23 protein-coding genes are annotated in these 21,196 nt (G+C 47.5%); 8 read left to right on the forward strand and 15 right to left on the reverse strand.

The features are described from left to right. Positions 1–9: 9 nt before the first annotated feature. From G5B30_RS12120 to G5B30_RS12140, 5 genes are all read right to left on the reverse strand, one after another. The gene (locus G5B30_RS12120; RefSeq protein ID WP_165320267.1) at positions 10–390 is read right to left on the reverse strand and encodes a hypothetical protein; all 381 of its coding nucleotides are present in this window, start codon (positions 388–390) and stop codon (positions 10–12) included. Between the two features lie 24 nt (positions 391–414). Beyond that, complete coding sequence (locus G5B30_RS12125; protein ID WP_165320268.1) at positions 415–2,055, reverse strand: SusD/RagB family nutrient-binding outer membrane lipoprotein; 1,641 nt, start codon at positions 2,053–2,055, stop codon at positions 415–417. Between the two features lie 2 nt (positions 2,056–2,057). Continuing rightward, complete coding sequence (locus G5B30_RS12130; RefSeq protein ID WP_206367107.1) at positions 2,058–5,483, reverse strand: SusC/RagA family TonB-linked outer membrane protein; 3,426 nt, start codon at positions 5,481–5,483, stop codon at positions 2,058–2,060. 149 nt (positions 5,484–5,632) lie between these two features. Continuing rightward, on the reverse strand, positions 5,633–6,775 hold the full coding sequence (locus G5B30_RS12135; protein ID WP_165320269.1) for a FecR family protein: 1,143 nt from the start codon (positions 6,773–6,775) through the stop codon (positions 5,633–5,635). Positions 6,776–6,823: 48 nt separating this feature from the next. Continuing rightward, positions 6,824–7,399, reverse strand: coding sequence for a sigma-70 family RNA polymerase sigma factor (locus G5B30_RS12140; RefSeq protein ID WP_165320270.1), 576 nt, complete (start codon positions 7,397–7,399; stop codon positions 6,824–6,826). A 92-nt stretch (positions 7,400–7,491) separates the two neighbouring features. Here G5B30_RS12140 and G5B30_RS12145 point away from each other — a divergent pair, with 92 nt between their 5' ends. Then, positions 7,492–8,304, forward strand: coding sequence for an AraC family transcriptional regulator (locus G5B30_RS12145; protein ID WP_206367108.1), 813 nt, complete (start codon positions 7,492–7,494; stop codon positions 8,302–8,304). Here G5B30_RS12145 and G5B30_RS12150 read toward each other — a convergent pair. Then, complete coding sequence (locus tag G5B30_RS12150; RefSeq protein WP_165320272.1) at positions 8,301–10,745, reverse strand: TonB-dependent receptor; 2,445 nt, start codon at positions 10,743–10,745, stop codon at positions 8,301–8,303. The genes G5B30_RS12145 and G5B30_RS12150 overlap by 4 nt on opposite strands. Positions 10,746–10,949: 204 nt before the next feature. Between G5B30_RS12150 and G5B30_RS12155 the strand changes: the two genes are divergently transcribed. Genes G5B30_RS12155 through arsB form a run of 4 tightly spaced genes read left to right on the forward strand, consistent with a single transcriptional unit; the run spans position 10,950 to position 13,490 of the window. Then, positions 10,950–11,282, forward strand: a complete 333-nt coding sequence (locus G5B30_RS12155) for an ArsR/SmtB family transcription factor (RefSeq protein ID WP_165320273.1) — start codon at positions 10,950–10,952, stop codon at positions 11,280–11,282. Positions 11,283–11,341: 59 nt separating this feature from the next. Further along, positions 11,342–11,827, forward strand: a complete 486-nt coding sequence (locus G5B30_RS12160) for a DUF6428 family protein (RefSeq protein WP_165320274.1) — start codon at positions 11,342–11,344, stop codon at positions 11,825–11,827. Between the two features lie 19 nt (positions 11,828–11,846). Further along, positions 11,847–12,461: a low molecular weight phosphatase family protein gene (locus tag G5B30_RS12165; RefSeq protein ID WP_165320275.1), complete on the forward strand. Its 615-nt coding sequence runs from the start codon at positions 11,847–11,849 to the stop codon at positions 12,459–12,461. Continuing rightward, positions 12,462–13,490, forward strand: a complete 1,029-nt coding sequence (arsB, locus tag G5B30_RS12170; protein WP_165320276.1) for an ACR3 family arsenite efflux transporter — start codon at positions 12,462–12,464, stop codon at positions 13,488–13,490. A 56-nt stretch (positions 13,491–13,546) separates the two neighbouring features. Here the strand turns inward: arsB and G5B30_RS12175 are convergent, their stop codons facing one another. The 9 genes from G5B30_RS12175 to G5B30_RS12215 form a co-directional block, all read right to left on the reverse strand. Continuing rightward, positions 13,547–13,717 (reverse strand): hypothetical protein, encoded by a 171-nt coding sequence (locus G5B30_RS12175; protein WP_165320277.1) that lies wholly within the window; start codon positions 13,715–13,717, stop codon positions 13,547–13,549. Beyond that, on the reverse strand, positions 13,701–13,892 hold the full coding sequence (locus G5B30_RS12180) for a hypothetical protein (protein ID WP_165320278.1): 192 nt from the start codon (positions 13,890–13,892) through the stop codon (positions 13,701–13,703). The genes G5B30_RS12175 and G5B30_RS12180 overlap by 17 nt, the downstream gene beginning before the upstream one ends. 5 nt (positions 13,893–13,897) lie before the next feature. Then, positions 13,898–14,377 (reverse strand): DUF5675 family protein, encoded by a 480-nt coding sequence (locus tag G5B30_RS12185; RefSeq protein ID WP_206367109.1) that lies wholly within the window; start codon positions 14,375–14,377, stop codon positions 13,898–13,900. Between the two features lie 68 nt (positions 14,378–14,445). After that, complete coding sequence (locus G5B30_RS12190) at positions 14,446–15,075, reverse strand: fibronectin type III domain-containing protein (RefSeq protein ID WP_165320279.1); 630 nt, start codon at positions 15,073–15,075, stop codon at positions 14,446–14,448. Between the two features lie 551 nt (positions 15,076–15,626). Beyond that, positions 15,627–15,908: a hypothetical protein gene (locus G5B30_RS12195; protein ID WP_165320280.1), complete on the reverse strand. Its 282-nt coding sequence runs from the start codon at positions 15,906–15,908 to the stop codon at positions 15,627–15,629. 60 nt (positions 15,909–15,968) lie between these two features. Beyond that, the gene (locus G5B30_RS12200) at positions 15,969–16,691 is read right to left on the reverse strand and encodes a LytR/AlgR family response regulator transcription factor (protein WP_165320281.1); all 723 of its coding nucleotides are present in this window, start codon (positions 16,689–16,691) and stop codon (positions 15,969–15,971) included. Next, positions 16,651–17,754 carry a histidine kinase gene (locus G5B30_RS12205; protein WP_165320282.1) on the reverse strand — a complete coding sequence of 368 codons (1,104 nt, stop codon included), beginning with the start codon at positions 17,752–17,754 and terminating at the stop codon, positions 16,651–16,653. Before G5B30_RS12205 ends, G5B30_RS12200 begins: the two co-directional genes overlap by 41 nt. A gap of 45 nt (positions 17,755–17,799) precedes the next feature. Continuing rightward, positions 17,800–18,687, reverse strand: a complete 888-nt coding sequence (locus G5B30_RS12210) for a hypothetical protein (protein WP_165320283.1) — start codon at positions 18,685–18,687, stop codon at positions 17,800–17,802. Positions 18,688–18,784: 97 nt separating this feature from the next. Beyond that, positions 18,785–18,934 (reverse strand): hypothetical protein, encoded by a 150-nt coding sequence (locus G5B30_RS12215; protein ID WP_165320284.1) that lies wholly within the window; start codon positions 18,932–18,934, stop codon positions 18,785–18,787. 312 nt (positions 18,935–19,246) lie between these two features. Here G5B30_RS12215 and G5B30_RS12220 point away from each other — a divergent pair, with 312 nt between their 5' ends. The 3 genes from G5B30_RS12220 to G5B30_RS12230 all read left to right on the forward strand — a co-directional run bounded on the left by G5B30_RS12220 (position 19,247) and on the right by G5B30_RS12230 (position 21,194). Beyond that, complete coding sequence (locus G5B30_RS12220) at positions 19,247–20,254, forward strand: helix-turn-helix transcriptional regulator (protein WP_165320285.1); 1,008 nt, start codon at positions 19,247–19,249, stop codon at positions 20,252–20,254. Positions 20,255–20,368: 114 nt separating this feature from the next. Next, positions 20,369–20,812: a MauE/DoxX family redox-associated membrane protein gene (locus G5B30_RS12225; protein ID WP_165320286.1), complete on the forward strand. Its 444-nt coding sequence runs from the start codon at positions 20,369–20,371 to the stop codon at positions 20,810–20,812. Positions 20,813–20,873: 61 nt separating this feature from the next. Beyond that, positions 20,874–21,194: a hypothetical protein gene (locus G5B30_RS12230; RefSeq protein ID WP_165320287.1), complete on the forward strand. Its 321-nt coding sequence runs from the start codon at positions 20,874–20,876 to the stop codon at positions 21,192–21,194. Positions 21,195–21,196: the final 2 nt, after the last annotated feature.

Below are 21,196 nucleotides of genomic sequence, written 5' to 3' on the forward strand. Positions count from 1 at the left end.
AGTTTATATTTAAGGATTTACGACAGACAGATACGCTTCCCGAAAGGTCTGCTGCTCCGCCGTTTTCACAATAACTTTGATGTAATACTTCCCGAGTGCCTGCGGCGTAAAAGAAAACGTACCGCCCTGCGCCACCTCTTCACCTTCCAGGTACCAGGTACACTCCGCATGATCCGTCGGTGTATAGATCACCTCTTGCACGAACTCCTGCCCCAGCAGCACATTAAATTCACCGGGCAGACCATTGCTCCCCTTCGGCGGCCAAGTGGATAGTATCCGGGGGTGTTCGGCCGATAAGTCCGGATATTCCCATTCGGTCTCGTTGCAACCGGTCACCAAAAGCATAGTCACGGCCAACAACGTATATAGGATATTTTTATGTATAGTCATCACACAATTTTTTTATTACGTAAATTAATTTTTATCCCACCACATCCGTGCATTCCAATCGTCTGTGCCGCCCATGCGGCTTACCGCCTGTTGATAGTTGGTCGGGTTGTACGACTTTTCAAAAAGCGGATACGGAAGGCGGCGCGGAATAGTCTGCGAATCAATGGTGATCGCCCCATATTCTTTTGCACTCTTCAGCACCGGAAAACCGGATCTTCGCCAGTTGGCATACGCCTCCGAAGGATTGGTAATATGTACGATCCACAGTTGCTCATTGATACTTTTAAGCTGCCCCTGTACATCTGTGGGGAATGCATGTGCAGACCAATACGTCTGCCGCTCGGTTTCCGGGATAGCCGTTGTCTTATACCGGACAGCCAGCATATCCATGGCCGCTTCTACCCCTTGGGTGTAATGCTCCTCCGCCGTATGCGCCGTTGCCAGACCCGGCCATCTTACTTTCGCTTCGGCGAGCAACAACTCCGTCTCGGCATAGGTCATCACGATACCCGGAATATCACTCTTTAAAAACACTTCGTTCAACTGCGGACGTGTCCATTTATCGACCCAGATATTGAGTGTATTGCTCCAATAGCCACTCGGCCATCGATCATACCAGAAGTAACCTGGATCGGAAGGCTGAAACATGGCCATTCCCCCACGAGCCAATACTTCTTCGGTGATATCTATCCGATCGAAAGCATTTAAACCGTTGAAATTGCCCTCACCCCAGTACGTCCGGCCAATACGGAATAAGCGTGGATCCTGTGTGTCACGCAGTAAATTCCAGAACGTCGAACATAAAAACGGGAGCGGTGCCGGCTCTCGGCCGATGTAGAGCTGTGCCTGCGCATTCCGTCGGATTTCGTTCACATCCCAATCAAAAATATCCGGTAGGTAACTGATATACGCCTCCTGATCGGTGCTGGATATCAATCCCCCGCGTGCGGGCGACAGCGCTGCCGTAACCTGCTCATTGGCCAACTGCGGATCTACTTTGACGACCCGCATCGCGTAGCGGAGCTGCAACGAGTTGGCCAGCCTCTTCCAAGCCTCTACGTCACCATCGTAGATAATATCGCCGGTCACCGGATTCGCATCCGCCGACGTATTCAACAACTCCACCGATTCGGTCAGTTCCTTAAAGAAATCCCGGTAAATCGCTTCTTGCGTATCGTAGTTCGGCGTAAAATTCTGCTCCAGATAACCCTTTCCGGCATCGAAATAAGGAATATCGCCGTACAGGTCGGTCAATATCGAAAACAGAAAAACCTTATAGATCCGGGCGATCGCATGCAGACGCGCCTGCTCCGGCTTGTCGGCCGTAGCGTGCAGCACATCCACCAGATTCTTGATCGGCTTATTGTAGAAGTCCGTCCATATAATCGCAATCATCTGATCTACGATCCGGTATTTGCCACCGTGATACGTCTTGTTGTACTCTCCCTGAAACTGCTGCACCAGCGACGAGGCGTAACTCTGTATCGCGTTGGTAGGTTCTACCATACCATACGTGGCCAGCTGCACATACGACAGCTGCATATTCGGATCGATCTCATCACTCTTCGTCGGATCCGTATTCAATTCGTCGAACGGCGTACAAGCGCCCATCCCCAGAACGAAAAACAGACCGATCAGTATATGTTTTATTCTTTGCTGTATCATAACTAAAACTTCATATTAAGGTTCAAACCAAAACTCCTTCTCGTCGGGATCGACCCGTATTCCAAACCCATCCCCGATCCATTGTTGTAGTTGGACTCGGGATCGATATTCGGTATATTTTTGTAGATGATCCACGGATTACGTGCCACCAAGGAAAGCTGCGCATCGGTAGCAAAACGTATCCACGAACCCGGTAGCCGGTAGGTGATCGACACCTCCCGCAATTTGACGTACGAGTTGTCGTAGATAAAAGGCAGTGGTGTCTGTGCGCCGATGTATTTCCAATAGACTTCCGGCGATACAAACCTATCGTTTGCCCGGTACGTTGCCGCCCCACTACCATCGACTTCCTCGACCACCCCGTGCGCGACATAACCACCCGTAGGCTGCCAGTCGCCGGGATTAATGCCCAATGCCTGCCGTTGCTCTTCCGAGATCAGCCAAGCGTCCCGTCCTTCCAATGTCCCGACCGTCTTTCCCGACATATAATCCGAACGCGCGGTCATGGAATACAGATCTGCCCCGACCTTGACATCGATCAGCGAACTGAACGACCAGTTTTTGTACGAAAAGCGATTGCTGATACCCCCCGTCCAGTCCCAGGCCGCCGATCCCAGCACCTGCAACGAAGATGTAAAGCGCGGAAGACCCGTATCACTATCGATCAAGATTTCGCCATTCGGTGCATACAGGTAATCCCTGCCCATAATTGATCCATAGCGTTCGCCGACAACCGCCGCTACCCGTACATCCGCCCAACGTGCCGCTTCCAGCTCAAAATCCTGACCCGGACTATTCGATTGCAGCTCCAACACTTTATTGAGGTTGCGTGCAAACGTCAGATTCATATCCCATTTTAACGTACGTTCGATCGGTCGCACACCCAACGTCGCTTCTATACCCTTATTTTGTATGCTACCCGCATTGATCAATGCCTGCGAATAGCCACTGGCCGCACTCGACGCAATCTTCAAGATCTGGTCCGAACTCGTCTGGTTATAGAATGTCAGATCCAACGATACCCGGTTGTTGAAAAACTTATTTTCCAATCCCAGCTCATACGAATTGGTCATGGTCGGTTTGAGGTGCGCATTCGGCGCCATCGCATTGTATATGCTACCGATGTTGTAGCCCGGATAGGATTTGTTGTAAATCGCATAATTCAGCGCCAACAGGAAGGGATCCGTATCTTTCCCCACACGGGCCCAAGAAGCCCTTAGCTTACCGTATGAAAGCCAACGACTGTCCAGTTTCAGCAGATCGGAATACACAAAGCTTCCCGAAAAAGAAGGATACACATAGGTATTCTGCGAACCTCCCCCTACCGGATTTGTCAGACTCGATGCATGATCCACCCGCAACGTCGCATCCGCAAACAACCAATTCCGATAGCCGATATTGAACATACCGAACGCCGAATTGATCTGCTTGCGATACGCCAGCTGGTCAATCGTCTGCGTATCAAAACTGCTCATCACCTCCAGGTTGCGCTGCTTCATATCTATACCCGTGAGTAAACCCGTATGGTTGTTCACATGAAAAATGTTTCCGCCCGCACGTACCCCCAGATCAAAGTCCGCCCATTTTTTTGCATAGCTGGCCAAAAATTCCAAATTCCAGGTACGGTTTTCATAGGTACGTTCCTGCAAGTAACCCGACTCCCGCCCCGGTGTCGTCGGCGGCGCAAAATCCAGGAACTTCAGTGTATTGAAATCCGTACCCCCTGTCATTTGCAAAGAAATTGCCGACGAGAGTTTGTATTTCAGCACAGCCGAGCTCATCAGCCGATCTTTTGTCGACTCGTTGCGCATTTCGTTGATGATCCAGTAGGGATTGACATTGTATGGATCCCTGTTGTTCCAATCGTAGTATTCCCCATCGGCCGTTTTATAATTTTCACGCAGCCAGTCCTGGTCAAACGTCGTCGCCAACGTCATCAGGTTGCTTCCGATACTCGACCGGAAGCCCCCCAGTGCAGGCCTGTTCTTCACAAACTCCTTCATATAATTGACCTTGACATCCACATCCAGACGCTCCCCGACCTTACTCGTCGTCCGCAGGCCAAGGTTATTGCGGCTCAGGTTCGAATTCGGTACAATATCCCGGTTGCGCAGATCGTTGTACGAAAGCCGTATCGTATTGGCATCCGTGCTGCTGTTCAGCACCAAAGTATTGTTGTTGGTGACTCCCATGCGGTAGAAACCATCAATATTATCCGCTATCGGCACATACGGTCTTCGTTCGCCATCAAAGTGGAGAAACTGTATACCCGGATCAATCTTTGCGCCCCAGTTTGTATTGTTCGTATGCATATTATCCGTCGTACTGATCCGTCCGTCCGAGCCCTGCCCATAGACATATTGCAGTTTATCCTTGCTGACCGATTGCATATCCACCGTATTCGTCGAGTTCAGTTCCACCGCCCATTTCTTTGCCGTTCTGCTCCCTTTTTTCGTCGTGATGAGGATCACACCATGTCCCGCCCTGCTGCCGTACAGCGCTGACGCTGCAGGACCTTTCAGCACCGATATCGACTCGATATCATCCGGGTTGATGCCCGATATTCCGTCGCCCAGATCAAAGCCACCGAACTGTCCCGCGCTGGCGAAATTCGTATTATCCAGCGGTATCCCATCGACCACATACAGTGGCTGATTGTTGCCCGTCATTTCCGTATAGCCCCGAAGCAGCACCCGTGTAGAACCACCCGGGCCAGTCGCGGTCTGGTCGATAACTAATCCCGCCACCCGGCCGGCCAGTGAATTGATCACATTCACATCTTTTGTTTTCTGCATCTCTTCCGTGTCCACTTCATCCACCGCATATCCCAGCGATTTTCGTTCTCTTTTTATACCCAAAGCCGTGACCACCACTTCCGACAGCGCCACTTCCTCCGGCTTTAAGGCGATCCGTAAGGCCTGCGACCGGGCGACCTGCACGCGATAGGTCTGGTAACCCAGATAAGAAAAAACCAGCTCCTGTGCCGCCGACAGCGTAATCCGGAAAGCTCCCTGTGCGTCGGTCGTCACCCCTCGGCCATCCTTCTCCCCCTGTACCGAGACCCCCGCCAAAGGTTCCCCTTTCTCATTGCGGACCGTACCCTGCACCTGCAGTTCCTGCGTCCCTTTTTGGGCATTGTCGATCACCAGTATATTCTTGCCAGAAATCTCGTATGTCAACCCAAACGGTAACAACAGATCAGTCAGTGCCGCAGCCATCTCCATATCGCTCCACGTAATCTGGTCCACAACCTTCCCCTTCAGTAAGGCCGTACGTCCCAGAACGTTGTACCCCGTTTGTTTGCGTATCTCCAGAAACACCTGTTGCAGCGACATGCTTTTCCCGGTCATATTCAGCCGCTGTCCATACGTATGCGCCTGAAGCATGCCTGCCGATAAAACGATAAATAATGCGGTGACTTTCAGCATAATGAATAATTGCCTAAATCGAGGATACCTTCTCGGTATCTTCTTTTTTGAAAAAAAATACATAGATTTGATTGGAATTAATTGATTAATAAGACCCTAAAATTTAATTACTAATTCTAGGCCAAAGGTGTTGGTAGCACCTTTGGCCATCATTTTTGATTTATAAAGATTTTTCGATCAACAAGTTTCAATTTTACGCCACTCACCTTTTCCAACAACGGAAGCATATCCTGCAACTTTTCCCGCGTCGATAAGACACCCCATATCTTCACATCCCGATAACCGGGATCAAATACACAGGTCACATCATATATCCGTTCAATTTTCAACAGTACCGCGCGCAGACTCTCATCATCCAGGATAAGGTTGCCATCCTTCCAGGCCAGCACATTTTCTGCCTGCACCGTTCGCTGGGACAGGTTGCCGGTCTGTACATCATATACCGCCTGCTGTCCCGGGTTCAATACCAAGGAACGGCCTTTTTTATCTGCTACCCTTACTTTTCCTTTCAATAATGTCGTCTCCATGGTATTTTCCCGTGCAAAAGACTTGACATTGAATGTCGTCCCCAATACGTCAATCACGAGTTCATCCGTCGAAACCACAAAGGGCTGATTAGTCCGGTGTGCCACATCAAACAAGATCTCGCCTTCCATGGAAACCTCCCGCTTTTTTGCATCAAAATGATTTGGAAAATGCACCGAAGACCCTGCATTCAAAGTCAGCAGCGACGCATCCGATAGCCGTATAACGATCGGCTTGCTCCCCTTTGGATTGTCGACCGTGTAGTAGATCACTTCCTCCGCTGTCGGCAACACTTCCAACACACTGTCGGTCATCAGCAGATCCTGATACGCTTTCTTCACCGAAGTTTCCTGCCACTCCACCTGGCCCCCTTTCGAATCCTGTATACGGATCGTACTGCTCGTAGGCGCATGGACGATCTGCTCCGGCATGACGGTATCGGCCGTGTAGTTGCTGATATAAAACAACAGCCCACACGTGATCAACAGCACGGCTGCTGCCACATACGGCATATAGCGGCGCCAGCCCAAACGCTTTGGCGGATGGCTCTCCCGAGCTATAGCGGCATACATGCGGTCCCAATCCCGACTTACCGATTCATCGGCAGGCAGATCCGCATAGACTTTCGCCAATATATCCTCCAGCTTCCCGCGGTAGGCCTCTTCTTTCAGATAACGATAGAAGACGATCAGTTCCCTTCCCGAGAGCTCATCTGCGAGCCATTTACGTACCAGTTCCTCAAATTCTAACAGGTTTACTTCTTGCATTTAGCGATGGTTATTTTCTACCATAGTCGCTAAAAAAGAAAAAGTGTACTAGTGGATCGTGAAAATATTTTCAGAAATGTACAGACCCATATAAATGATGACCAGGGTATCCATATTTTCCTTCAGAAATTTTGTCGCCGCCAAGAGGTGATTTTTGACGGTATGCGGCGATATACCTAATTTTTGGGCGACCTCCTCCCGTTTCAGACCGTCGAACCGGATCAGTTCAAATACCAGTCTTTGCTTCTCCGGCATTTTGGTCATCAGCTCTTGCAACAAGGCCCGCAGCTCTTTAGCATCGTACCAATCGTTGACCACATCCTCTTCCCGTTCCGCATCGACATAAGCGATGACTTTGTCCTTGACAATACGTCGCAAACTATCGAATATCTTACGCTTTAGGATGCCCTGCAGATAGGCTTCGAGGTTCTCCACCTGATCCCGCGCACGATCACGGTTCTGCCAGATGGAAATAAAAACATCCTGCACCACCTCCTCCGCCACCAACTCCTGCTTGAGCACATAGAAAGCGCGGCGGTAAAAGGACGCCTTGTATTTGTCATACAGCAGACGCAATTGCTTTTCTGTTTCTAACGGCCAATACGGGGAGTCTATAGTGTTCAAGATATTTCCGGTACAATGGTTTACAATAGCGTAAAAGTAGGAATTTTTAATGATTTACATGAGATATCGTAATATTGAGATATCTTTAAATGATGAAAGAGAGAAAAAAAATCGAGGTAAAAGACAAACTAACGCAGCAGCAACTCCTAAAAGTAGCTGTTTTCGACCTTTCAAAAAACAGAACCAAGCCTCATAAACACAATGGGTATCTGGAACTGGTATTTCTATCTTCGACCTCTGGCCAACATGTTGTTGATGGAAGGAAATCCGACGTCAAGACCCCTTGCATATTGGTTATCAGAAAGGACAATGTTCATTATTGGGAATTGACCAATCCCGTAAAAGGATTCGTTCTTTTGGTCAAAGATCAATTTGTTAACCAAAGTTTAGATCTTGAGATCAGCAGATTAGTGGATCAAATCAGCAGATTTGATACCATATATCTTAACGCGGATAACACGGTCGAAAGCCTATGTCAGATACTCGCCGTGGAAGAAAACAAAACCTGTCAAGAAGGTTTGTTCAAAGCAATCTTAGCCAAGGCATTGGAATATAGCGCAGGCTCGAAAGTAAGCCGACCAACCCAGCAGAACATCTACGTTAGCTTCTGCCGATTGCTTAAAGAAGATGCGAGGGTCGTAAATCACGTGGCATACTATGCATCGAAGTTAAATACCAGCCCCCAAAACCTAAGTGCAGCCTGCAAGAAAAACACAAATTTAACCGCCTCGGAAGTATTAGCAGGGCACATCATTAAAGAAGCGAAACAATTACTTCGCTACACAAGCAATTCCATATCCCAAGTGGCCTATGAATTAGGATTCTCCGACAAATCAAATTTCTCCAAATACTTTAAACGGTACACAGGCATTACCCCGACCGGATTTAAGAAGCAAGAATCCTAGAACTCCTTTTCACCAAATTCACTCTTCGGTAGTTTTAGTACCTGATTTAATTTATGAAGATTAAAATTCAGATTCACTAAGAACACATTCTTCTCATAGATATAATTTGTCGTCGTATAGAAATCATGGGAGAATGTTGTAATCCGTTGTTCATTCACCCCCCAATCGCCAAGTTCGATAAACTGCCATTGTAACTGCGTTGTAATGGCTCCTTTTAAGAAAGTCTTGCTGAGGTTAAAATGAGGTGTCAAAAATCTGGAGTCCATACCTTGTACAGTTGGCCTTTCCGAAAGATAGTTAACCTGTAGTCCCATACTCCAGCTTTTTGAAAAATCGGCTTGGACACCGGTATTGATGGAGTAAACCCAATCTTGATTTGTTCTCGTTTCCTTTTCATCCAATACCTGTCCAGAAACTTTATAATTATACAGGTTAAGGCCAGCGTTTACCTTTAGCCAAGGCAAAACCTTACCTTCCCCACCCACTTCCATTCCGTAGCGGGACCCATAATCAGCATTGGTAAAAACACGATGAAGGATCGTGTCGGCATACACGGAATTTACCCGTTGTATTGGATTTTTAGTGTATTGGTAGTAGGCATTCAAAAACAGGCTTCCCTTTTTTAATTTCTTTACCAATCCCGTTTCCGCATTGGTCGTGAATTCCGGCAGCAGTTCAGGATCGCCCTGTTCAAGTGTTTCTGAATGTTCGCGCTCGGGAATGGGGTTCAGCTCAAAGTTGTTGTTCCGCTGTACCCGCCTTGCCGCAGCCAACTTCCACGACCAACCAGAACCTATATCATGCATTAAATTGAAGGTCGGATAGAGTTGATGGATAGCATAGGGGTATTCCTCATTCGTGTGGAGCAAGAGCAGATCACGCTGATAATATTCATAACGGAGACCTAATGAAAGCTGCGTATTCGAGAATTTACGGTCGAATTGCGTAAAAAACGCATGCACATTATTGGTTGCATTCAATTTACCCGTAAACTCGGGAACCAATTCAAGATGCTGTGTTCCATTTTCTGATGCACGATACTCAAAGTTACCCTCCTGCTTATCGTTCCTCAACTGATACCCTGTTAATAAATCCCCATTCTTTAATGCCCAACTGTGCTGCAACGACAGCCTTAGCCCGCGTAAGGGATTCGTGTACGTGTTATGCGTCCATTGTACCGTATCGGTTCCATTTTCGATATTGGCATTTTTCGTGGAACCATAGATATTAGCATATTCGTAAATGGCTCCCAATTGCAGGGAATGCGCAGCATTGATTTTGTATTGATACGAAAAATCCAATAAATAAAATTCCCCTTGTTTGTTCTGGAGATTGGGATTAAAGTAGTTCGTTCTGGATATTTCTTGACCCGTAGAAGGTGTAATGGTTCTATTGGTATAATGGATATCGGCAACCCGGTCCTGAAATCTTCTAGATGCCAATACGCCTAAATTCACTGCATGTTTATCGGATATCTCATAAGCACTGTTTAACCGGATCCCGAAGTTATATTTATCAAAACTTCTTTCACCTTTAGACGGGAAGAAGGTTTGACGGTCTCCGATAACCGTATTGACATCTCCCTCCCGAAACCCTGCATTGTCGTTCCTTAGGTAGTTTGCTGAACCATTCAGTTCCAGTTTGTCCTGTCTGTATTGGAAAGCGATATCCCCACCGAAACGCTTCTGGCTTTCGCGGTTGTCGTAATCGTCAACACTCGGTAGCCCTCCTTGAAGATTCAGTACCCATGCAAGTCCATTGGTGGCCGTTTTTTTTGTTTTTAAATTGATGATACCACCTTTGCCGTCCGGGTCAAACTGCGCAGTGGGACTCGTTATATATTCCACCTCCGCAACATCATTGGCAGCGATCTGGTTTAACAGCGTTACGGGATCCAGAAACGATGGCTTTCCGTTGATTAATACAATTATACCGGCATTTCCCCGCATACTGATATTTCCGTTGGCATCGACGGATGCCGAAGGCAAGTTCTTAACGATATCCAATGCGGTCCCACCAATTGCATTTTTATACTGGCCCGCTTGATACGTCTGTCTGTCACTCGTGTGCTTTTGTCCTGCGGCCTCCGCGGTAACAGTAACCTGCTCTAAACTGGTATGTGCACCGGAAATAAAAATGGAACCCAGATCTATCCTCTTCTGCCCCTTGACCTCTACCGTGGTTTCTTTTTGATTATAACCGATGAATTTTATGGTTAAGCTATATTTTCCATCCTTTAGATCCGAAAAACTAAAATTTCCGGCCGTATCGGTTATCATACCATCGACAACCTTATTACCGGCATCCAATAACCCGATACTGGCATAAGGGATCGGTGTCGCCGAAAGGGAATCTTTAACACTACCGAAAAGTTTTGAATGTTGTGCGTATGTTGTCTGAAGTCCAGCTAAAAAGCAAAGTACAGTGAAAAATCTGTTCATGAGGTACTATAAGTTTTTCCAAAAGTAGAAAAGAATACCCAAGGACAAGGGTCGGGTTTGAAATAATACCATTGTTTTTTCAAATGCACCTTTTTTGCATCCCCCCTTCTGATTCAAGCCGCCCTATCTTCCCTGTAACATGAAAAAAAGTCTTGTATATTTAAAAACAACATCGTAATATTGCGATATATAAAAAAGAAAAGTATGGGACTTACTAAATCAGAAATATTCACAGACGACCAAAACAAATTAGCTTCCCTATTTAAAGCCTTGGGCCACCCCGCACGCATTGCCATATTGCAGCACATCATCCATCAAAAGGCCTGTATCTGTAATGATCTGGTCGATGAGCTGGGATTGGCACAAGCCACCATTTCGCAACATCTTACCGCATTGAAAAACATCGGTATCATTCAGGGTACGATCGCCGGAAAATCGGTCTGCTATTGTATAAACGAACAGACATGGAAAGAAATCCAAGCGGAATTTAATGCGCTTTTCAGCCAGGACGTTAAAGTAAACACCTGCTGTTCGTAGTATTTTTTTAACCTGTATAATCGTTATATTACGATATTATTATTTTAAAATTTGTTATTATGAGACTATCACACATCAAAAAAATTCTACCGACATTGTCAAATGTTGAATTTCAGTTGGAGAACGGAACATCTGTACCCGAACACTTCCATGTTACAGAAGTAGGCGTCATTACAAAGCGCTTTATTGATTGCGGCGGAACAATACGGAATGAGAAAGTAGTCAATTTCCAATTATGGAATGCCAACGATTTAGAACATCGATTAAAACCAACCAAACTACTGGATATCATCAAGCTGTCCGAGGAACAATTAGAAATGGAGGACGCTGAAATAGAAGTAGAATACCAAGCTGAAACGATTGGTAAATATGATTTAGAGTTCAATGGAAACCATTTTGTACTAAAAAATAAACAGACTGCTTGTTTAGCTCTTGATGCTTGTGGTATTCCGGCAGACTTGCCTGCCGAACAGGTAGGAAAACAAAAAGTTAACTTATCAGAATTAGCTAAGGCTCGCTGCACCCCGAATTCAGGATGCTGCTAAACGTCATAACCCCATCATCATGTATAAAAATCTAATTGCAACAATTGACAACATTAACGCTATTCAAAATACCAGCGAAGAACGCAAAACCGTATTGCAACCGCTCGTTGATTTTATACAACAAAAAGCAACGGCAGGACAGCCAATAAATCTAAACTTCATCTGCACCCATAACTCACGCCGCAGCCATCTGGCACAGGTGTGGGCACAGACAGCGGCGGATTACTTTGATATACCCGATGTACGTTGCTATTCTGGAGGTACGGAAGAAACGGCACTGTTCCCTAAGGTCGCCGACACCTTAAGCCATCAGGGCTTTCAGATCTTTAAAATTGCCGAGAGCAGCAATCCCGTATATGCAATCAAATACAGTGACAATGCTTTACCTATTATTGGTTTTTCCAAGCCATACGACAGTCCCTTCAATCCTGCGTCGGCTTTTGCCGCCATCATGACCTGTTCACAGGCCGACGGCGGCTGTCCTTTTATCGCGGGAGCAGAAAAACGGATACCGATCACATTTGAAGATCCCAAGGTTTCGGACGGTACCGCCCAGCAAGCGCAGGTCTATGCCGAAAGAAGCCTACAGATTGCCGCCGAAATGTTTTATGTCTTCTCCAAAATCAAACGATAAATGCAACCCAGACTCAAATTTCTCGACCGTTACCTGACCTTATGGATATTCTTGGCCATGATCGTAGGTATCAGCTTAGGGCATTTCTTTCCCGGCATCCCCAATCTGACCAATTCCCTATCCGTAGGGACGACCAATATTCCCTTGGCCATCGGTCTTATCTTGATGATGTACCCACCCTTGGCCAAAGTAGATTATACCTTACTGCCGAAAGCCTTTAAGGATAAGAAAGTCATTAGTATCTCCTTACTGCTCAATTGGGTAATCGGTACGGTACTGATGTTTGGATTAGCCGTTTTATTTTTACGCGATGAACCCGATTATATGACCGGACTGATCCTGATCGGGCTGGCCCGCTGTATCGCCATGGTCATTGTATGGAATGATCTGGCAAAAGGCAACCGAGAATATGCCGCCTTGCTGGTCGCCCTAAACAGCCTATTCCAAATATTCACGTACAGCTTTTTAGTCTGGTTGTTCATCAACGTCTTACCCGCAAAATTAGGCTTGGCCAATTTTGATGTGCGGGTATCGATGAAAGATGTGACCGAAAGTGTATTGATCTATTTAGGCATTCCATTTGTAGCCGGTTTTTTAGGCCGGTATATCTTGGTCAAAACAAAGGGATTGGAATGGTATACCCGCAAATACGTGCCGAAGATATCACCTATTACGCTATACGCTTTACTCTTTACCATCGTCTTGATGTTCAGCCTCAAAGGCGACAAGATTTTAGAACTGCCGATGGACGTCATAAAAGTAGCCATCCCCCTCGTCATTTATTTTGTACTGATGTTTTTCGTCAGCTTCTTTCTCAATAAATCTTTAAATGTACCGTACGATAAAAACGCATCGATTGCATTTACCGCCACGGGCAACAATTTCGAACTGGCCATCGCAGTCGCTATTTCCGTATTCGGGCTGCATTCCCCCCAGGCCTTCGTCGGCGTTATCGGCCCCTTAGTCGAAGTTCCCGTACTGATATTATTGGTAAGAGCAAGTCTCTGGTTAAAGAAGAAATACAACTAACCCCTGTGCCAAAAAAAACTCCCGGGCAGATGCGCCCGGGAGTTCAGCATTTCGCCCTACCTTCCTCTTCGCTTTCCCTCCAGGAGACGGCTCAGCAGGTAACTGACCGTAGCCCCTACCGCAGCCATCACTGCCGTTTGAAACAAATTGCTCCAATCAAAGCTGTTCCAGAGCGAGCAGAAGGTTCCGCCCAGCGTACCCACCTGCACATTAGTCAGCGGTCTCATCCCTTTCCTCCTCTCCTGCTTGTGGCTCCGGCTTCTCCTCCTGTATCACCGCATCGATGATGCCCAGGGCCACCGCCACATATTTAACGACCTGCTGTATCTTTGCAGGCAATTTTATCGGAGCAGCCAGTACCAACTGTACCGCTTTGCTCAGTTTATTGATGATTTTCTTCATGATTTTTACGTATTGTGATTTGCGCCTGCCTGCGGTAGGCAGATATTGCGATCGCTGGTGTCACGCCTATTTACCACTCCATTTGACGGCTTTATCAGCAGGTATACCTCGCCACCCATATCCCAGAGGCTATACACCAACGCTTTCAGCTTTTCCAGTGCCTTGCCGCTTTCCGTACCTTGACCTTCTCCCGTGAGGGCAGTTACCGGCGCGATACAGCCCCGCAGCTGTTTCATTGCATGGTTAGCTGCATGGATCAGAATGGCCTCTCGTCCTAATACTGCTGGTATGCCAATCTGCTCGCCATGTTTGGTATATTTCCGTTTTTCCAGTTTGTATCGCCCTTCGGGAATACAACTTAGCCGGGGAATATTGTTGCACCACGGCAGTTCGATGGTATGACAAATATGTTCACCCCGGAAGGTGATCGATCCACTCGTTCCTTGTGCTCCATAAATCCGTTGGAGGACAAGTGTGTTTTTCATTTTCATTTCGTTTACATATTGCTATAGGCGTAGGCTGTATAAAGATCATACAGCCTATCGCCTAAAAGCTACCTAGCCCATATTCCGGCAACTTGACTCCAATCCCCTATTCCCTGCGCATTTATCGCTCTGACGCGTACCTCATAGCGTTGCCCCGGTTCTAAAGGCGCCAGGATATTTCCCCGGCTGGAGGTCGTTGCATACCGATCGCTCCATTCGGATTCCGGCTCTGTCACCTTGCGGAACTGATATTCGTAGACTGCCACGTTCTTTTGTTTGGCAAAGTCGAACCGTACCTGTCCCGATTGGTGTCCATCGCTCATGCGTACATTCTCGACGGCCGATGGTGCCAACTTCGGCCCCTCTGCGCTGCTTATGGGGAAGCCCGAGCTCAATAGCGTGGAAAGATGTCCCTTGGCGCAGACGTTGACATAATAAGCCAACTGCTGCAAGGCCTCTTTCAACGGTTCTTTGCTTTCGTCCTTGAGGGCCGTATCCTCTGGCGAGCCCCGCTTACGGGCTATCGCCAATTTGTTTGAAAAATCATCCAACACCACCTGTAAATCCGCTAAGGTTGGTGTAGGTGTTGGGTAATGTGAATTGTCCGTCATGGCGCCAATTATTGTATTGGTGGCGACCACGAGCCCATCTTCTTTCATTCGTGTAAAGTCGATGAGCGCTTTAGCTTTTCTTGCCATTTTGTTTTTTGTTTGTGCGCAGATACATAGCTTTTGCAGCTGCACGGTTCTGTTCTCCTCGCGAGATGGAACAGGACAAACGTAAGAACCCTTATTTGCTGAAATGAAATTTTGGCCCAATTTGGCCCACATTGGCTTGATCTGGCCTGATCTGGCCCTCGGTATGTTGAAAAAACCACAAAAAACGTCATGGACACAATTGTTTCCATGCCGGACAAGATCTTGTTGACACCGGCTGCAGGATAGGCTTTGGATATCGCTATAGGCACGTTCACAAGTGCACTCACGCTTACCACAAACACAAGTGTGGATGCTACAAAAGCAACCCCGTACGAGAGCGATCAGCCTCCGGCAAGACAAACAGAAAAGATTATAAAATAGATGGGGTATACAAAGAGCGGTCCACAATTGCCTTTGCCGCAAATGCAGTTGCGTTTGCGGCAAAGGCTATGCGCGACGGCGACACCTTCGTGTTGGTCGGCATAGACACAATTGTGTCCGGAACACATATTTGTCCGATCCAGGCGGTCGACTTTCCGGAACAGGGACGCTTAAATCCGTCCCTTTCGACGACTTTCTTCCAAAGCTTCCAAGAGATCTTCTTCGAAATACTCGTCAAATCCGTTGAGACGCATCGGCTTGAGTAAGCCTGTTTGTAGGTTGCGTTTATACGTCCTTTCACTCATATTAAGTCGATCTAACACATCCTGCTTTGTCCACAATTTCCGTTCTTGGAGAGGTTTTATCATTCTATTATGTTGTTGTCTAAATTTTATAAGGGCATCATATATAGCAGTCAATATGGCCAGTTGTTTGTCAAACCATTTTTCCATGGTAGTAAATTGTTTTTTAAAGTGTAAGTTTCTATTTTTTGCTGAACGGAACCGCAGGTACTACATTGGATCCAATATCAGCTGAAGCTTTTCATAGGCAGTTGGATATATGATTTCCAACGTTTTTTTCCATTCCCTTACCTGAACCTTCTTTTTTGCCAAGGACTTCACGGCATGTCTACCCACGATGTGCTTGGCGCTGAGGCGAACGAATTTATTGTCGGGAAGATCTTCCATCAATTTCGATAGTGGCATCTTGCTGTAGATTATCCGGCCATCATCCAAAAACAAGGACAAAATTTTGTCTTCTACCTCTGCGTAGTAGAGATCATCGAGGGAAATAATGTCATCCATCTTCGTCTCATAATTTTTCACTTTTATCGCCTTTGCATTTTTTTGTGCCAGGTCATATCGGTGATCCACATCCCGTATCGCCTTATCAATTGCTTTTCGTAGCGTTTCAGATTTTACCAGTTTGGGGAGGTATCCGACAGCCTCCATTTCCTCCGCCTCAAATCCATACTCTCGGTGTCCGGTAGCAACCAATATGGTCGGCCTTTTGTCCAAAAGCCCCACAAACTCCCAGCCCATCATTGTCGGCATCTCCATATCCACGATCAAGATATCGACCGGCTGCAAATCCAACACTTTCAGTGCGTGCTCTGGGCTGTCGATCAAGTGCAGTACCTCCACATAATCGATTTTACTCAGCGCATACTGTAACAGTCCTGTCGACTCCAATTCATCGTCTAAAATCATGATGGTATAGCGTTCCTTTCTCATAGCCTCTTATTTCGTTTTTCAGATTTCCCACGATGCTCACGCTAAACGTATCCTCCACTTCCTTCCGTTCGACCGCTATCGGCCAGGCGCCCGAATCGATCTTATGTTGCAACAGGACAAACCCCGTCTTGCTTGATCGTATTGCCTGACGCTTCACCTCCCGGAACCGATTGGTCACGGTAAAACACCACTGTGTACCGTTCAGCTGCAGATCCAGCAGAATCGGCTTACCCGGCATCACCGTAGCGTACTTCAGTGCATTCTCTATCGGCATCACGAAGATCCCCATCGGCAGTTGCCCCTCCGGCAATACCTTCGGCTTACGAAGGATAAACTCCTTTCTGCCGTAGCAGACTCTGCCGAGGGTGAGCAGATTCTCGACCTGCTCCCATTCTTCCGCAAAGGACACCGTGGCTCGCTCATCCTGCATACGTAACGCATAACGCAAGACATCCGCAAGAACCATCAATGCCTCCAGATATTCATCCTTATTTTCTGTCGTAAGTTTATTCATCGTGATAGCCACCACGTTTTCGATCGTGTGCGGTGAAAAATGCCGCGCTTCCAGCCCTGCCTGCATCCGGTCGATCTCCATTTGATAGCTATCGCGTTTGGCATTCGCCTGACGAAGCGCTACATGTGATCTGATATATCGATATATAGCCGCTGCTCCCATGCTCAATAGCCACACAAAAACGACTACCCACAGGATACGTTCCCGAAACTCCCAGATATCGAAATCCCGGCCTGCCCGATGAAAATGTACCCCCAGACGGGGGAGCCAATCGTAGATCAGCGGATAGGCACAGCCCGCTACCGATACTGCAACAGTTATCGCCCATACGACACCTGCGATACGCTCTCCCCAAGCCGGAGATAACAATTTCCAAGAGGAAATAAAGAGACTCACATATAAAAAGCAAAACAAGACGCTGGTCGTTATAATTTGGTTAAAAGGAACGTGTTCCGTTGCCAGAATTAGGTTCAGACCTTCTAACATGCCCAGAAAAACAAAAAAGCTGAGTAGGTTCCATAAGGTAATATTATACAGACTGACTTTCATCTATAGGCGTTCAGTGCTCTAAAGATAAATAATTCAATCTATACATCACGAATTTAACGTTTGCGCATAATAATGCCTCCGGTCGAATAAGCACTGTTTTTTGTCCAAAGGGAGCAGCAGCATGGGGTCGTTTTTCCAGATGGATAACATATCCGCATCCTCGATCTGCAACATCCCGTTGGTATGCAGGTAGGGCCAGCATTCCCAGATCCAAGGTTGTCGGCATACCGCCTCACCCAGCAGGTCATAACAATGACAGAGTGCCCGTTGGATAAAATCCTCCCGATTTTCAGCATATCGATCCGCAATATATTCCTGCAACACATACCGGCTACCGTCTGCCGTCTCTTCCCAACTGAGCGGATAAAGCGCTACATCAAATAAGTACGCCATCAACGGTATACCCTTTTTGAGCTGTACCTCTCCTTGCAAAAAAGGAACGGTGACACGCTGATCTTTGGCGGCGGAGGGCGAAGCCGTGCCGGATGCCCCATCGGCAAAGACCAGCAAGTGCCGTCCGCTGCGCAATCGCTCCCGCGCCCGCAACAGTATGGACGGCTCATCGCTGAATAGATAGCCATATTGCTGGCCTTGTTTGCTCATCGCTGTTTGTAGGCGGTCAAAGAGCGGTTGTGATCGCTCGTATACCGCCCTATCCAGGATAATATCAAAGGACAACCCCGCCTGCGCCAGCAGTAACGGCAGCTGTAGATGATGCCCTAGGTGAAACAAAACAAAGATTCCCGGTAACAGCTGGCAAAGTTGTTCGGGATCTTTCAAGGGCGGGCAGCGGTCGATGTCGGCTTTTCCAGAGTGATGATCTCTCCAACGGGTATAGATGTCCGGATGGGCATGCCATTCGATGGTGGGTAAATAGGTATGGAGATTGGCACTAAAGAGTGCAAAATCCCAATCATTTATAGGTCTGTTCATCGTTGTAAAAATTAAAAAGGTTAAAAAAAGGGGGCGCGAAACTGTTGTTCTTCGCCCCCTCTGTCAATCAACATTCAATGTATCGACATTCAATACATCAAAATCGCGGTGTCACAATCGGGCATTTCCAGTCTCTCTTGGGTTCGCCCAAACCGAACACACTCTTTAGCCGTGTCCATGTGATGATTCCTTCTGTTGATACGACTCCTTGGTGGCGCATCAGCACCTGTTCATTTACATTTTTCATTTTTTTAAATTTTACGTTTTTAATTCCTTTTGATCCGTCCGACTGGCCATTCCGGGCGCCCAAAACATATTTAACCGTGATTAATCGACGGCAATATGCAACAGATCTTTTGCTCGGAAAGAATAAAATCGTACGTCACAGGAAAAGGCGACTTTGCCCTCTTCTTTTTTGGCGCAGATCACCCCACGCCAGAAAAAGGCCGATCTGCGCCAGTGAATATCCGATCTACGCCAAAAAACAGGTGGTGTACGATTTTTTCATCGGACTGTGATGCGCTACGGTTAAATTGGGCGAGGATACACGACTCTTATCGTGAAAAAAAGCCTACATATCGATCTTCCTTCCCACTTCCGTGTCGTGGAGACCGACATAGACATGGCGCCTATGCCGGCCATCGCCTATGCGCCCGGCACGTACTACGGACAAGGTGAAGATCAGGCTATCGCACAGGAATTCGACGGGCGTTACGGCTATCTGTACCGCTATGAGCTGACCTTGGCAGGTTCGGCCCGCATTCCCCTACGGGTAGAACGGGGTGACCTGCATGTGCTTTACCTGATGGAGGCCGACGGTGATATTGTCCTCGAAGACGCTGTACCGCATCGGGTATGCACGTTGTCTCCCGGCCGGGGGCGTTATCTGTATCTGCCACCCGGCGTGTATCGGCTCCGGCTGCCCCCGGGCCGTCTGCTGTTGTTCGGCTTTTATTTTGACGGCGGGATTTTCCGGGAAGGTAATGAGCGGCATTTTCCCTTTTTGCATGCCGTAATCCGTGCGTATAGAAGCCGTTCGGAGAAAGTATGTTGTAGCAGGGACTTTCGGATAGGCCCACGCACCCAATCCCGTATACAACATCTTTGCGATAACCTCAGAAAGGACGACTTCAGCAATGAATCCTTTGTCATACACGAGATCAGTAAGCTTATCGAGCTGTCCAGGGAGAAGGTATTTGACGAATACGAACGTACATCCGACCCCCAGCTCCTGATCCAACGCTGTCGCGAACTCCTTGCTGCTGGTATCGCACGGGAAGGGAACGCTATCCGGATCAAAGACATTGCCGGGCAATTGCGGGTACGTCCGGAATACCTCAACCGGCTGCACAAAGAACACTACCAACAAAAAATCAGCAGCTACCGCAACCGGCTTCTGCTCGAAAAGATAAAAGCGTTGCTGGCCTATCCCTCCTTTACCCTATTGGAGATCAGCATGCAATGCGGGTTTCATGGCGTCAGTGAGCTGAGCCGCTTTTTTCGGAAGCATAGCCAGATGACCCCTGGGCAGTATCGGCGATTAATCCGAAAAGATAAAACCCGGTGATTCTTGCCATCGCAGTCCACATATCATGTTTGGCCTATACCTGATGTCAGTTCTAGCCTAACAGTGACGTATCTGGGTGCGCTATATTTGATATGTCACTTTTAGCAAACAGTTATGAAAGCAAAATACCTACTGAACATAATCACCATCGCGCTTCTGCTACTCTGGATACCTGTAGCTACCGAGAAGCTGATCGACTTCACGACATTCAAGCATACCCTACTGCGGCAGCCGTTGCCCCATGGCTTGACCTATATGGCAATATATACTCTGCCCGCTCTGGAAGTATTGGTAGTCGTGATGTTGGTATCCCCGCGGTGGCGCCAGTGGGGCTTCCTATTGTCGGCAATATTGATGGCGCTGTTCACCGTCTATATCGGACTTGCCCTGTTAGGTACCTGGGACCGGCTGCCCTGTGCATGCGGATCCGTCATATCGGGTATGTCGTGGACACAGCATTTTTGGTTCAACCTGCTCTTTCTGGGGATTAGCGTAGTGGGATTGCTGGTAAAAAAAAGACAACACACATCGGATCCCGTTGACCAGGTCGTCGGGTGAAGGGCTTGTCGGCCAGAAGACAAGATAAAAACAGTATGATTAATATTTTAAAATTTAAGCAATGAAAAATTTAATCAGAAAAAATGCAATGGCCTTGGTAGCCTTGGCGATTGCAGCAGTAACACTCATGGCGATGGGAACACCGGAAAGTAAACTGGCCATGAAAAAATGGGGGTATAACCCTGCTGCTTTACCCGGCGCTCAGTGGGTCGATATAACAGGGCAGACCGAGGAAACAGATACTACTCCCGGACAGTATCTATGTCATGAAAACGAGGAGCAGATCTGCAGCGGAGAGTTTGAAGAAGAGGTTAATCCCAATGCTCCCGGAGCACCCGCACCGTCCAATGAAACTTACGGTGAATTCGAGCCCTTAGATTAAGG

The organism is Sphingobacterium sp. SGG-5 (assembly GCF_011043525.1).
Classification (GTDB): Bacteria; Bacteroidota; Bacteroidia; order Sphingobacteriales; family Sphingobacteriaceae; genus Sphingobacterium.